General features: G+C 67.5%; 13 protein-coding genes. 5 read left to right on the top strand and 8 right to left on the bottom strand.

The window, feature by feature from the left end; all coding sequences use genetic code 11:
- Nucleotides 1-17: 17 nt before the first annotated feature.
- The 5 genes from AC5Y4C_RS17545 to AC5Y4C_RS17525 all read right to left on the bottom strand — a co-directional run bounded on the left by AC5Y4C_RS17545 (nt 18) and on the right by AC5Y4C_RS17525 (nt 4903).
- Nucleotides 18-1913, bottom strand: a complete 1896-nt coding sequence (locus AC5Y4C_RS17545; RefSeq protein WP_499963954.1) for a peptidoglycan D,D-transpeptidase FtsI family protein — start codon at nt 1911-1913, stop codon at nt 18-20.
- Nucleotides 1910-2782: a cell division protein FtsL gene (gene ftsL, locus AC5Y4C_RS17540; protein WP_499950176.1), complete on the bottom strand. Its 873-nt coding sequence runs from the start codon at nt 2780-2782 to the stop codon at nt 1910-1912. The genes AC5Y4C_RS17545 and ftsL overlap by 4 nt, the downstream gene beginning before the upstream one ends.
- A gap of 31 nt (nt 2783-2813) precedes the next feature.
- Nucleotides 2814-3905 (bottom strand): 16S rRNA (cytosine(1402)-N(4))-methyltransferase RsmH, encoded by a 1092-nt coding sequence (gene rsmH / locus AC5Y4C_RS17535; RefSeq protein ID WP_499950174.1) that lies wholly within the window; start codon nt 3903-3905, stop codon nt 2814-2816.
- A complete protein-coding gene (gene mraZ, locus AC5Y4C_RS17530) occupies nt 3880-4311 on the bottom strand; it encodes a division/cell wall cluster transcriptional repressor MraZ (protein WP_499911727.1) in 432 nt (143 codons plus the stop codon). The genes rsmH and mraZ overlap by 26 nt, the downstream gene beginning before the upstream one ends.
- A 196-nt stretch (nt 4312-4507) precedes the next feature.
- On the bottom strand, nt 4508-4903 hold the full coding sequence (locus AC5Y4C_RS17525; RefSeq protein WP_499911657.1) for an SCO2097 family morphological protein: 396 nt from the start codon (nt 4901-4903) through the stop codon (nt 4508-4510).
- Nucleotides 4904-5082: 179 nt separating this feature from the next.
- Here AC5Y4C_RS17525 and AC5Y4C_RS17520 point away from each other — a divergent pair, with 179 nt between their 5' ends.
- The 4 genes from AC5Y4C_RS17520 to AC5Y4C_RS17505 are packed head-to-tail and all read left to right on the top strand — an operon-like array spanning nt 5083 to nt 9018.
- Complete coding sequence (locus AC5Y4C_RS17520; RefSeq protein ID WP_499911656.1) at nt 5083-5679, top strand: GNAT family N-acetyltransferase; 597 nt, start codon at nt 5083-5085, stop codon at nt 5677-5679.
- 51 nt (nt 5680-5730) lie between these two features.
- Nucleotides 5731-6378, top strand: coding sequence for an LppM family (lipo)protein (locus AC5Y4C_RS17515; RefSeq protein ID WP_499911725.1), 648 nt, complete (start codon nt 5731-5733; stop codon nt 6376-6378).
- Nucleotides 6379-6397: 19 nt separating this feature from the next.
- Nucleotides 6398-7489: a bifunctional (2E,6E)-farnesyl/geranyl diphosphate synthase gene (idsA2, locus tag AC5Y4C_RS17510; protein ID WP_499963953.1), complete on the top strand. Its 1092-nt coding sequence runs from the start codon at nt 6398-6400 to the stop codon at nt 7487-7489.
- A 5-nt stretch (nt 7490-7494) separates the two neighbouring features.
- Nucleotides 7495-9018: an alpha-(1->6)-mannopyranosyltransferase A gene (locus tag AC5Y4C_RS17505; RefSeq protein WP_499963951.1), complete on the top strand. Its 1524-nt coding sequence runs from the start codon at nt 7495-7497 to the stop codon at nt 9016-9018.
- On the opposite strand, the gene AC5Y4C_RS17500 is transcribed toward AC5Y4C_RS17505, so the two are convergent.
- Nucleotides 8936-9340: an Rv2175c family DNA-binding protein gene (locus AC5Y4C_RS17500; protein ID WP_499911653.1), complete on the bottom strand. Its 405-nt coding sequence runs from the start codon at nt 9338-9340 to the stop codon at nt 8936-8938. The two genes, AC5Y4C_RS17505 and AC5Y4C_RS17500, sit on opposite strands and share 83 nt — an antisense overlap.
- Nucleotides 9341-9376: 36 nt before the next feature.
- On the opposite strand from AC5Y4C_RS17500, the gene AC5Y4C_RS17495 reads away from it, so the two are divergent.
- Nucleotides 9377-10594 (top strand): protein kinase domain-containing protein, encoded by a 1218-nt coding sequence (locus AC5Y4C_RS17495; protein WP_499963949.1) that lies wholly within the window; start codon nt 9377-9379, stop codon nt 10592-10594.
- A gap of 1 nt (nt 10595) precedes the next feature.
- Here AC5Y4C_RS17495 and AC5Y4C_RS17490 read toward each other — a convergent pair whose 3' ends face one another.
- Together AC5Y4C_RS17490 and AC5Y4C_RS17485 are read right to left on the bottom strand one after the other, a co-directional pair.
- Nucleotides 10596-11000, bottom strand: a complete 405-nt coding sequence (locus tag AC5Y4C_RS17490) for a hypothetical protein (protein ID WP_499963947.1) — start codon at nt 10998-11000, stop codon at nt 10596-10598.
- A gap of 449 nt (nt 11001-11449) precedes the next feature.
- Nucleotides 11450-12838 (bottom strand): class II 3-deoxy-7-phosphoheptulonate synthase, encoded by a 1389-nt coding sequence (locus AC5Y4C_RS17485; RefSeq protein WP_499963945.1) that lies wholly within the window; start codon nt 12836-12838, stop codon nt 11450-11452.

Raw genomic sequence — 12838 nt, 5'->3', positions numbered from 1 at the left:
CGTACCCAGGTGCGGTGTCAGGCCTGCAACGTCAGCGGCGGCCCAGGGTCGGCAGACAGCGGGATGTTCTCACGTTGCAGCAGCCAGCTGGCGATGTTGTGGAACAGCGGCGCCGACGACGAGCCGGGCTTGCCGTCGGCGGCCCTCTTGGGGTTGTCCATCATGATGCCGACGACGTAGCGCGGGTTGTCGGTGGTGGCGATGCCGGCGAACGTCGTCCAGTACACGTCGTCGAAATAGCAGCCGCAGGCGGGATTGATCTGCTGGGCGGTGCCGGTCTTGCCGCTGATCTGGTAGCCCTCGACCGCGGCCTGCGGTCCCGTGCCCTGCTGTACGCCGGTGGGGTCGTGTTGCACCACCGCGCGCAGCATGTTGCGCACGGTTTGGGCGGTCTGCGGCGACACCACCCGGATACCGTCGGGCCGCGGTTCTTCGGTCCGCTTGCCGTCGGGCGCGACGGTCGCCCGCACGATGCGCGGCGGTATCCGCACACCGTCGTTGGCGATCGCCTGGTACATCGCGGTCATCTGCAGCAGGGTCATCGAAAGGCCCTGCCCGATGGGCAGATTCGAGAAGGTAGAGCCCGACCATTGGTCGATCGGCGGCACGATGCCGGCGCTTTCACCCGGCAACCCGACGCCGGTGCGCTGGCCCAGCCCGAACTTCGTCAACATGTCGGCAAAGCGCTCAGGGCCGACGCGCTGGGCCAGCATCAGCGTGCCGACGTTCGACGACTTCCCGAAGACACCGGTGGTGGTGTAGGGCATGGTGCCGTGTTCCCACGCGTCGTGCACCGTGACGCCGCCCATGCTGATCGACCCGGGCACCGACAGCACCTCGTCGGGGTTCGACAGCCCGAACTCGATCACCGACGACGCGGTGACGATCTTGTTCACCGACCCGGGCTCGAACGGCGACGACACCGCCAGGTTGCCCAGCTGTTTGTCTTCCTGCCGGCCGATGTCCTGGCTCGGGTCGAAGGTGTTGTCGTTGGCCATGGCCAGTACTTCGCCGGTCTTGGCGTCCAGCACCACCGCCGCGACGTTGTGCGCGCCGGACAGCCCCTTGGCCAGCTCCACCTGCTGCTGGACGTAGAACTGGATGTCGTTGTCCAGGGTGAGCTCCACTTCGGAGCCGTTGACGGCGGCGTGCCGATTGCGGTAGCTGCCGGGGATCACCACGCCGTCGGAGCCGCGGTCATAGGTGACCGAGCCGTCGGTGCCGGCCAGCACACCGTCCATCGCGTCTTCCAGGCCGAGCAGCCCGTGGCCGTCCCAGTCGATGCCGCCGACGATGTTGGCCGCCAGCGAGCCGCCCGGGTACTGACGGATGTCCTGGCGTTCGGCGCCGACCTCGGGGAACTTCGTGATGATCGCGCTGGCGACCGCGGGATCGACCGCGCGGGCCAGATAGACGAACGTCTCGTTGCTCTGCAGCTTTTTCAGCGCCGTCGCGGCGTCGGGCCGGTTGCCCAGCCGCTGCGCCACGCCGTCGGCGATCTCACGCAGCCGCTGAGCAGGGTCGGGTGCGGCGGGATTCTTCTGCTTGGCCTCGGTGAGCTGTTTGCGGATCTTCTGCGGCTGAAACGTCAGCGCCCGCGCCTGGGTGGTGAAGGCCAGTTTGTTGCCGTGGCGGTCGACGATGCTGCCCCGCACCGCCTTCTCGACGTCGGTGACCTTCAGCTGGCCCGCAGCCTCCGCCCGCAACTTCGCCGCACCAGGGACCTGGAGGTAGAACAACTGCGCCGCGGCGATCAGCAGCAGCACGAGGATGACGGTGTTACCCGCGCGGTGCCGCGCGACGAACGACGCACCCTTGGTGGTGGCCTTGACGATCGGGCGGATCCGCCGGTCCCGGGCCGAGCGCGGGGTGCCGCCGCGCCGAGGGGCCGAACGTTGGCCGCCGTGCCTCACGTCGGCGGAACGGCGGTCGGAGATGCCACGCTGTTGGATTGTTCCGGCACGGCTTGCGGATTCGGCGCATTTGCCGGCTGCGGCGCGTCAAGCGGAGCGGCCGGAGCCGGCGGGCCGGCGACATTCGGCACCGCGCCGGGGCCGGGCAGCGGGCCGGTGGGCGTGGGCATCACGGGCGGGCGCACCACCACTTCGGGACCGGCAGGACTGGCGCCGGGTACCGCACCGGGCCGAGGCACCATGACCGGCACCTCTGTGCGGTTGACCGGCACTGGCGGTGGCGCCGGCGTCGGATCGGGCAGCTTGGTGTTCAGCGGCGGCGGTGGGGTGCCTTCGGCCGGTTTCGGCTCGCCGACCACCACCCAGTTGCCCGCCGGATCCTGCACCAGGTGCGCGGTGTCACGCGACGGGATCATGCCGAGGTTGCGTGCCGCCTCAGCCAGCGCGGGGGCGGCCTGCGCTTCGAGCACCTCCCGCTCGAGCGATTCCTTCTGCTGGGTCAGCACCCGGTTGCGCTCACGGGCACTGCTGAGTTCGTAGGAGCGCTCGGCAGCATCGGTGGACAGCCACAGCGTCAGCGCCAGTCCGATGCCCAAGGATCCGATCACCAACACCACGAACGGCACCTTGGCCACCAGTGTCTGCGGCCGCAGGTCGATTGACGACAGCCGAGCGATCAGCCGTTCGCGTAGTGGTTCGCGAATCGGCTTTGGCGCCTTGGCTTTACGCGCCTTCGCCCGCGCCTTGGCCTGACTGGAGCTGGTGGCGGGTGCCGGGCGCCGGATCGGCGTCGTGCGTGGACCGGAGCGCACGGGGCGCCGAGCCCGGGCCGGACGATCCACGACCGGTGTATCGCGCCTGCTGGTCATGAATCACCTTCCCTGACAACCGGTTGTGCGCTCATCGCGCCCGCACCTTCTCCAGTGCGCGCAGCCGCACGGAAGCACTGCGCGGATTGCGGTCCACTTCATCGGCGCCGGCCTTCTCGGCACCGCGGGTCAGCGACACGAATTGCGGTTGATGCCCGGGCAATTCGACCGGCAGGTCCTGTGGCGTGCGCGACGACGTCGCTTCGGTGAAGACGCTCTTGACGATCCGGTCTTCCAGGGACTGGTAGGCCATCACGACGATTCGCCCGCCGGGCGCCAGCGCGTCCAACGCCGCCGGCAGCGCTGCGCGCAGCGAGTCCAGCTCGCCGTTCACCGCGATCCGCAGCGCTTGGAAGGTGCGCTTGGCCGGATGGCCGCCGGTGCGCCGCGCCGGCGCCGGAATCGCTTGGTACAGCAGCTCGACCAGCTCGCCGGTGCGGCGGAAGGGCTGCACCGCACGCCGGCGCACCACATGGGCGGCAATCCGGCGAGCGAACCGCTCCTCGCCGAAGCGGGCGAGAATGTCGGCGAGGGCGGTCTCGTCGTAGGTGTTGAGGATGTGCTCCGCGGTCAGTGCGGAGTCCGGGTCCATCCGCATGTCCAGCGGCGCGTCGACGGCGTAGGAAAATCCGCGCTCCGGGCGGTCCAGCTGCATCGACGACACCCCGAGGTCGAAGAGCACCCCGGCCACGGGTTCGTCGACAATCTCGCCGATTCGGTCGTATCGGGCTCGCACCGTCGTCAGTCGGTCGCCGAATCGCACCAGCCGCTGTGCTGCCGTCCGCAGCGCGTCGGGATCGCGGTCCAACCCGATGACCCTCAGGCCGGTCAACTCGGTGAGGAATCTTTCGGTGTGCCCACCGGCGCCCAGCGTGGCGTCCACCAGCACCGCGCCCGACCCGTCGGCGCTGCGCCGGGTGAGGGCCGGTCGCAGCAGCTCGACACAGCGGTCGAGCAGCACGGGCACATGGCCGGTCATGACGCGGCCCCTTGCACCCTGGTCCCTGTCCGATAGCACGAACCTGACGTCGGGGAAGTACGCCAGGGTCGGATCGGGCAGAGACCACGATGCACGGGCATGTGGCTCGACCTCCGGGTCAGATGATGTCGCGCAGAGTTTCATGGGTGGCCGCGGAGAAGTCGTCTTCGTGAGCCTGCTGGTACTCCTGCCAGGCCTGGGCGTCCCAGATCTCGAGGTAGTCGACCGATCCCGTGACGACGCAGTCCTTGGTCAGGTTCGCGTAGCGGCGGTGGTCGGCCGACAGCGTGATCCGGCCCTGGGCGTCGGGGTGTTGCTCGTCGGTGCCGGCTGCCAGGTAACGCAGAAACGCTCGCGCTTCCGGGTCGCTGCGCGAGGCGTTCGCCGCGCGGCGTGCCATCTGCTCGAATGCCTCCCGCGGATACACCGCAAGGCTGTGGTCTTGGCTCTTGGTGACCATCAACCCTCCCGCCAGTGCGTCCCGAAACTTCGCCGGCAGCGTCAGCCGCCCTTTGTCGTCGAGCTTGGGCGTGTAGGTGCCGAGGAACACTCCGCGCCCTCCTGCCACGCCGTCGGAACCACCCGGGCTCCGATGTCCGCCACTTTACCCCACAATCCCCCACATCGCCCCCCATCGTAGCAATTAGGCGTGTGTCTCCTCCACAGCTCCCCACGGCCGGGTTCCGTGCACACAAAAGCGGGGTGACCCGTGGTGGGTCACCCCGCTGAAGGGAGGTCAGAGAAGGTCAGTCAGGAAAGCGGCGGCGGAACCGGTCTTCCATCCGGCTGGTGAACGAGCCGCCCGCACCCTTCGCCCGCCGCGGCCGTCCGCCGGCGGTGGGCCGTTCGGCCACCCGGGGCAGCCGCGGCCCGGTGATCGCGAACACCACGCCGCCGAACATCACCAGAAAGCCGAGCACCGAGAGGATGGGGAAGGTACCGATCATCGTCGCCTTGAACGCCACGCCGGACACCAGCATGGCCAACCCGACCACGAAAAGCGCCGCACCCTGTATCCGCCGACGTGTGGACGGCGCGCGGAACGTGCCGCCGCGAACGCTCGACGCGAACTTGGGATCCTCGGCATACAGCGCGCTCTCGATCTCGTCGAGCATGCGCTGCTCATGATCGGAGAGTGGCATCCGTCCCTCCTTGCCGCCGCTGCGATCCCCAATTGCACACCCGTATAACCGGGTAACTGACAGCCATGATACGAGGCAGCTGGGCGCCGTACCACCTACTTGATCGGCCGATTCTATAGGCAGCCAAGGGCGCACGATAATGAGCCTTGACGAACGCGCGCGCTGTATGGAGGAGCCACGTGGCGACATTTCTCATCGACCTGTCGCCGCGCGACATGCAACGCCGGCTCGGTGACGCGCTGGCCATCTACGTCGACGCGATGCGCTACCCCCGCGGCACCGAGGACCACCGCGCCTCGATGTGGATGGAGCACAGCCGCCGGCGAGGCTGGCGGGCGGTGGCGGCGGTGGACGTCGACGGCCACGCCGACCCGCCGGCCGTCGAGGCGCTGGTGTCAGCGCCGATGGTCGGCGTCGCATACGGCTACTGCGGCGCCCCCGACCAGTGGTGGCAGCAGCAGGTGGTAGCCGGCATGCGGCGATCTGGACTGTCGCAGGCAGAGATCGGCTCGCTGATGAACAGCTACTTCGAGCTCACCGAGCTGCACATCCACCCCAGGGCGCAGGGCCGCGGGCTCGGCGAGGCGCTGGTGCGACGGCTGCTGGCCGGGCGCGACGAAGAATGGGTGCTGTTGTCGACGCCTGAGATCCGCGGCGAGGCCAATCGTGCGTGGCGGCTGTACCGTCGGCTCGGCTTCACCGACATCGTTCGCGGCCATCATTTCGCCGGCGATCCGCGCGCGTTCGCGATCCTCGGACGCAAGCTGCCCCTCTAGGATGACCGCGTGCTGCGTGGTCAGGTCCGCTCCTCGCGTCGTCTCACGACGATGCTTCTTGTCCTTCTGGTCCTTTTGCCGCTGGCCACCGGCTGCGTGCGGATCCGTGCCTCGATGACGATCTCGCCCGACGACAGGGTGTCGGGCACCATCACCGCCGCGTCCAAGCCGCGCAACAACGACGACAAGGGGCCGCAGTTCAACGGCGGCAGCCTGCCGTTCGCCGACAAGGTGTCGATCTCCGAGTACTCCCGGGACGGCTACGTCGGCTCCCAGGCGGTGTTCTCCGACCTGACCTTCGCCGAACTCCCCCAGCTCGCGAGCATGAACCACGACGCCGCCGGCGTGGACATCTCGCTTCGCCGCGCGGGTGACTCGGTGATCCTGGAGGGCCGAGCGGATCTGACGTCGCTGACCGATCCCAGCGCCGACGTGTCGTTGTCCATGGCGTTTCCCGGCGACGTCACCTCCACCAACGGCGACCAGGTGGATGCCCAGGTCGTCGAGTGGAAACTCAAGCCGGGCGTGGTGTCGACCATGACGGCGCAGGCCCGTTACACCGACCCCAGCGCGCGCTCGTTCACCGGAGCGGCGATCTGGATGGGCCTGGCGGCGCTGTTGGCGGCCGCCGTGATCGGCGCGTTGGCCTGGGTCAACCGGGACCAATCCCCTCGATTCGCCGAACCGCGCGAGCACTGAGCACCGTACCCTGAGGCCGATGAGCGTCGACACCGCCGCACCGTCGGCTCTACAGCTGGCCGCCGCGGTCACCGGTCAGCTTCGCGAGTACATGAGCACGCGACGCAGCGACGCCGCGTACATCGGGCACGAGTACGCGGCGCTCACCGGTGCGCTGGAGGAGTTCGTGTTGCGCGGCGGCAAGCGGCTGCGCCCGGCGTTCGCCTACTGGGGCTGGCGGGCGGTCACCGACGATCCCAATCCCGAAAACCCCGAGATGCTGAGGCTTTTCGCGGCGCTGGAACTGCTGCATGCGTGCGCGCTGGTGCATGACGACGTGATCGACGAGTCGGCGACGCGAAGGGGCTTGCCCACCGTGCACCGGCAATTCGCGGACATGCACCGCGAAAACGGCTGGCGCGGATCGGCGCATCAATTCGGGGTGTCGGCCGCGATCCTGCTCGGCGACCTGGCCCTGGTCTGGGCCGACGACATCATCGCCACCGCCGATCTGCCGGCCGACGCCCGTTGGCGCGTCCAGGCGGTGTGGGCCGACATCCGCACCGAAGTCCTCGGCGGGCAATACCTCGACATCGTCGCGGAGGCCAGCGGCGTGGATTCGATCGCATCGTCGATGACCGTGAACACCTACAAGACCGCCTCCTACACAGTGTCGCGCCCGCTGCAGATGGGCGTCGCGGCCGCCGCTGACCGGCCCGACGTGCTGGCCGCCTTCCACGAGTTCGGCACCGACCTGGGCCTCGCGTTCCAGCTGCGAGACGACGTGCTCGGCGTCTTCGGCGATCCTGCGGTAACGGGGAAGCCGTCAGGCGATGATCTGCGCTCGGGCAAACGCACAGTGTTGCTCGCCGAGGCCGTCGAGCGCGCGCAAGCCTCCGATCCGGCAGCCGCAGAGCTGCTGCGCTCGTCCATCGGCACCGAGTTGTCCGAGGAACAGGTGCGCTCGGTGTGCGAGGCGATCAGCTCGGTGGGCGCGCTGGCGGCCGTCGAATCACGCATCGACGCGCTGACCCGGCGCGCTCTCGACGTGCTCAGCGCGGCGCCGATCGCCGAAGCCGCCAAAACCGGGCTGCTCGAGCTCGCCAGATTGGCCGCCAACCGGTCGGCCTGACTCGCATGAACCGGTTATCAAATTTCGTCAGATCCCGCGACGGCCGGCCCGCGCTGCTCGGCTGCCTGGGCGCGTTGCTGATCACCGCGGGCGGGTTAGGGGCCGGCAGCACGCGCCTGCACGATCCCGTGCTGGAAACTCTGCACCTGTCGTGGCTGCGGTTCGGGCACGGTCTGGTGCTGTCGTCGGTGACATTGTGGATCGGCGTCGCGCTGATGCTGGTCGCGTGGATCTGGTTGGGCCGCATCGTGATCGAGGGTCAGGCCACCGAGCGGCAGATGGTGGCGACGACGGCGTTCTGGTTGGCGCCGCTGTTGCTGTCTGTGCCGGTTTTCAGCCGCGACACCTATTCGTATCTGGCGCAGGGGGCGCTGCTGCGCGACGGGTTGGACCCCTATGTGGTGGGTCCCGTCGAGAACCCGAATGCCTTGTTGGACAACGTCAGTCCGATCTGGACCACCACCACCGCACCCTACGGACCGGCGTTCATTTTGGTGGCACGGTTTGTGACGATGCTGGTCGGCGACAACGTGGTGGCCGGAACCATGGTGCTGCGACTGTGCATGCTGCCTGGCCTCGCGCTGCTGATCTGGGCCGCACCGCGCGTCGCCCGACATGTCAATGCGAGCGGCGCTGCTGCACTGTGGATTTGCGTACTCAACCCGCTGGTGATCATCCACCTGATGGGCGGCGTGCACAACGAGATGCTGATGGTAGGCCTGATGATGGCCGGCATCGCGTTGACCATGCAGCAGCATCCCGTGGCCGGTGTCGCGCTGGTAGCCGTCGGCGTCGCGGTCAAGGCCACCGCCGGATTGGCGTTGCCGTTTCTGGTGTGGGTCTGGATGCGGCAGATGCGGGAGCGTCGCGAATTGAGCCGGGCGTCAGCGTTTTTGGCGGCTGCAGCAGGTTCGGTGGTGATCTTCGCGGCAGTCTTCGCGGTGCTGTCGGTGACAGCGGGCGTCGGCCTGGGATGGCTGACGGCGTTGGCCGGCTCGGTGAAGATCATCAACTGGCTGACGCTGCCCACCGCTGCCGCCAACCTGATCAACGTCTTCGGCGGCCTGTTCGTCGGCGTGCAGTTCTATGCGGTGCTCGAGATCACCCGACTCGTCGGGATCGCGATCATCGTCATCGCGTTGCCGCTGCTGTGGTGGCGATTCCGCCACGACGACCGCGAAGCGCTGGCCGGGATCGCGGCCGTGATGATCGTGGTGGTGCTGTTCGTGCCGGCCGCCCTGCCGTGGTACTACACCTGGCCGCTGGCGGTGATGTCGGCGCTGACGCAGTCGCGTGCATGGATCGCCGCGATCGCCGGGTTCTCGACGTGGATCATGGTGATCTTCAAGCCCGATGGCTCGCACGGCATGTATTCGTGGCTGCATGTCGGCATTGCCACCGCGTGCGCCGTGATCGCGTGGCGAGCGCTGGCCAAGACGCCCGCGGTCAGTACGCCATCGCCTGCGCCCGCCTCGTCACTTCCCGAGCCTGGTGAGAGTGCAGCGCATCGACCGGGCGAGCGTTCGTGAGCTGCTCGCGGCTGCCGTCGCGGGTGATCGTCAGCGACTCGTCGCGCCGGAACAACCAGCGCAAGATGTCGGTGTCGTTGTAGCCGCCGTCGCGCAGCACCGCCAACAAGCCGGGAAGGCTCTTGACCACCTGGCCGCTGTCGGTGAAGAAGATCTGCGGCACCATGACTGTGCCGTTTCTGCGTACGGCGATCAGGTGCCCGTCGCGCAGTTGCTGGTGCACGCGCGTCACCGCCATTTTCAACATCTCCGCGACTCTGGGCAGGTCGTACATCGGTTCGTCGGGGTCGAGGACGTCGTCACACGCCGGAACGCTGCTCACCGCGCCGAGTCTAGAACGCGACCTGGGCGAACTACGATGATTCCGATGGAGACCCGACAGGCCCGAGCCGACCCGCTGGTCGGTGCGGTCCTCGACGGCCGCTACCGCGTCGACGCGATCATCGCCACCGGGGGCATGTCGGCGGTCTACCGAGGCGTCGACACCCGCCTGGACCGTCCCGTCGCGATCAAGGTGATGGATTCGCGCTACGCCGGCGATCAGCAGTTCCTGACCCGGTTCCAGCTGGAGGCCCGAGCGGTGGCCCGGCTGAAAGATCCTGGGCTGGTAGCGGTTTACGACCAGGGTGTCGACGGCCAGCATCCGTTTCTGGTAATGGAACTCGTTGAGGGCGGAACACTTCGGGAACTGCTGCGCGAACGCGGGCCGATGCCGCCGTACGCGGTCGCCGCGGTGATGCGTCCGGTGCTGGGCGGATTGGCCGTAGCGCACCGCAGCGGCCTGGTCCACCGCGACGTCAAGCCGGAGAACGTGTTGATCTCCGACGAGGGGGACGTCAAGATCGCCGACTTCGGTTTGGTGCGTGCGATGGCGGCGGCCAAGATCACTTCGGACAGCGTGATTTTGGGTACGGCGGCCTACCTGTCTCCCGAGCAGGTGCGTAGCGGAGACGCCAGCCCGCGCAGCGACGTGTACGCCTGCGGCATCCTGGTCTACGAACTGTTGACCGGCGCCACGCCGTTCGGTGGCGACGCCCCGCTCACGGTCGCCTATCAGCGCCTGGACAACGACGTGCGGCTCCCGAGCACTGTAATACGCGGTGTGCCAAGGCAATTCGACGAGCTGGTGCGCCGCGCAACCGCGCGTGAACCGGACGATCGGTTCGCCGACGCGCAGGAAATGGGTGCGGCGCTAGAGGCGGTGTGCGACGAACTCGAGCTGCCGGGCTTCCGCGTGCCGGCGCCGCGTAACTCGGCTCAGCATGTCTCGGCAGCAATGTATTTCACGCAAGAGGACACAGCTCCTGCGGCTGCGGTACCCGCGCCTGGACCTGCACCAGCGCCTGCGCCACGGCAGGTGACACGGCAGATGACGCGAGGCCCCGAGGACTGGGCTGAATCCCAAATGCCAGCTGCTTCAACTAGATTCGCCGGCATTGAGCTCGCCGCGTTCCAAGAGGAGCGCCGGCGCGCGCAGTGGCGTGCTTGGCTGTGGTTTGCCATAGTGCTGACGCTCACTGGGCTGGTGGCCGCCGCGGCATGGACGCTTGGCACCAATATCGACGCCCTACTCTAGGTCATAACCGGTGGTCTTCGGGGATGTCCGAGACGCGCGCAGGGAGATTTTCCAGCGGATATCCTCGCCATAGGATGGTGCCCGGATCGCCAGGGTGACGGAATGCCGCAGATGTGCGGTTCTCCTCGAGATCAAGCAGGTAGTAGTACAACGCCGCTTCGTCCGAAGACGGCCACGGCCCGGGACCGATGATCGACTGCCTGGTGTCTCGTGCAAGTCCCCATGTGATGTCAGACGGCGGAGCCTGATACACCAAGTACATCATCGGCCCTTCGGTCCACGCGTGCGAGACCAGGTAGGTGAAGTGGTGCTTCTCCCTACCTTTGATCTCGATGTGCTTCAATAACTTTCGCAGAACCTCTGCGGCGAACTCGGCCGCATCCTCTCGGTCAGTTGATGGGTACATTGTTGTTCACCCATGGTGGACAAATCGTCCAATCGGGTCCCACTTCGACTACGCCAGTTCCCCCGGGCAACGGATACATCGTGATCACGCCCTTTTGCCCTCCTCCCGGAATATCGGACCGGCCCTCGGTCACGTTGGCGACGATCCTCATTGTCAGGGTCTCACCGGTGTCTTGACAGTTTGGGAGGCCGAATATGCCTCTACTGCAATGCACCCGGTTGATCGGTACCTCATAGATCAGAGTTCCACAGCAGAGCCCCGTTGCCGTCGAGGTCCGTCGCCTCCTGAAGATCGTAAGCGCGCGCAGGACGTGCCCATCGCACCAAATACGGCCGCTGCCAACGCCGAACGTGAATCCACTGCGAAATTTCGGCGGATTTTTCGCAGTGAGCGCACGCTCGGCGAAGCGGGCCGGCGAAACAGGCCGGCGAAGCGGGCCGGCGAAAGGCCTAGTCGCGCAGCATCTCCGCGACCAAGAATGCCAACTCCAGCGACTGCTGGGTGTTCAACCGCGGATCGCATGCGGTCTCGTAGCGCCCGGCCAGGTCCATGTCCGAAATGTCTTGCGCCCCACCGAGGCACTCGGTCACGTTCTCGCCGGTGATCTCGACGTGGATGCCGCCCGGATGCGTGCCCAGTGCACGGTGCACCTCGAAGAAGCCCTGCACCTCGTCGACGATCCGGTCGAAGTGGCGGGTCTTGTACCCGTTGGACGACTCGTGGGTGTTGCCGTGCATCGGGTCGCACTGCCAGATCACCTGGTGGCCGGTGGCTTGCACCTTCTCGATGATCGGCGGAAGCAGGTCGCGCACCTTGTTGTTGCCCAACCGAGAAACCAGCGTGAGCCGGCCCGGCTTGTTGTGCGGATCCAGCCGCTCGACGTACTCGACGGCGAGTTCGGGCGTCATCGTCGGGCCGATCTTCACGCCGATCGGATTTGCGATCACCTCCGCGAACGCAATGTGCGCGCCGTCGAGCTGGCGGGTGCGCTCCCCGATCCACACGTAATGCGCCGACAGGTCATACAGCGCCGGCTCGCCCGCCTCGTCCTCGGCGAGGCGCAGCATCGCCCGCTCGTAGTCGAGCACCAGCGCCTCGTGGCTGGCGTAGATCTCCGCGGTCTGCAGGTTGCGGTCGTCGACGCCGCATGCGCTCATGAACGTCAAGCCGCGGTCGATCTCACTGGCCAACGCCTCGTAGCGGGCACCCGCCGGAGAGGTCCGCACGAACTCGCGGTTCCAGTCGTGCACCAGGTGCAGCGACGCCAAGCCCGACGACGTGAGCGCGCGTACCAGATTCATCGCCGCACTGGCGTTGGCGTAGGCGCGCACCAGCCGCGACGGATCGTGCTCGCGCGCCGCGGCCTCCGGTGCGAAACCGTTGATCATGTCGCCGCGGTAGGACTTCAGGCCGAGCGCGTCGATGTCGCTGGAGCGCGGCTTGGCGTACTGGCCGGCGATCCGGGCCAGCTTGATCACCGGCATGCTGGCCCCGTAGGTCAGCACCACCGCCATCTGCAAAAGCGCGCGGATGTTGCCGCGGATGTGCGGCTCGGTGTTGTCGACGAACGTCTCGGCGCAGTCGCCACCCTGCAGCAAAAACGCCTTGCCCTGCGCGACGTCCGCGAGCAGGCCTTGCAGCTTGCGGATCTCAGACGGGACGGTGATGGGCGGCACGCTCTCGAGGACCGTCCGCATCGCTTTGGCCTGGTCGGCGGGCCAGCTCGGCTGCTGAGCAGCGGGCTTGGCCAGCGCGGCGTCCAGCCGGGCGCGCAGCTCCGCCGGCAGCGGCGGCAACGCAGGCAGCTGGTCAATCGGGATGTCGACGGTCCAGTTCAC

It is taken from the genome of Mycobacterium sp. NGS35 (assembly GCF_059812855.1).
This window is presented reverse-complemented; position numbering and strand designations above follow the sequence as displayed.

What these genes read in the sequence shown, in the direction of transcription:
- ftsL (WP_499950176.1), bottom strand. Translation starts at nt 2,782, where the DNA reads ATGACCAGCAGGCGCGATACACCGGTCGTGGATCGTCCGGCCCGGGCT.
- AC5Y4C_RS17505 (WP_499963951.1), top strand. Translation starts at nt 7,495, where the DNA reads ATGAACCGGTTATCAAATTTCGTCAGATCCCGCGACGGCCGGCCCGCG.
- AC5Y4C_RS17495 (WP_499963949.1), top strand. Translation starts at nt 9,377, where the DNA reads ATGATTCCGATGGAGACCCGACAGGCCCGAGCCGACCCGCTGGTCGGT.
- AC5Y4C_RS17525 (WP_499911657.1), bottom strand. Translation starts at nt 4,903, where the DNA reads ATGCCACTCTCCGATCATGAGCAGCGCATGCTCGACGAGATCGAGAGC.
- idsA2 (WP_499963953.1), top strand. Translation starts at nt 6,398, where the DNA reads ATGAGCGTCGACACCGCCGCACCGTCGGCTCTACAGCTGGCCGCCGCG.
- AC5Y4C_RS17515 (WP_499911725.1), top strand. Translation starts at nt 5,731, where the DNA reads ATGCTTCTTGTCCTTCTGGTCCTTTTGCCGCTGGCCACCGGCTGCGTG.
- AC5Y4C_RS17490 (WP_499963947.1), bottom strand. Translation starts at nt 11,000, where the DNA reads ATGTACCCATCAACTGACCGAGAGGATGCGGCCGAGTTCGCCGCAGAG.
- rsmH (WP_499950174.1), bottom strand. Translation starts at nt 3,905, where the DNA reads ATGAAACTCTGCGCGACATCATCTGACCCGGAGGTCGAGCCACATGCC.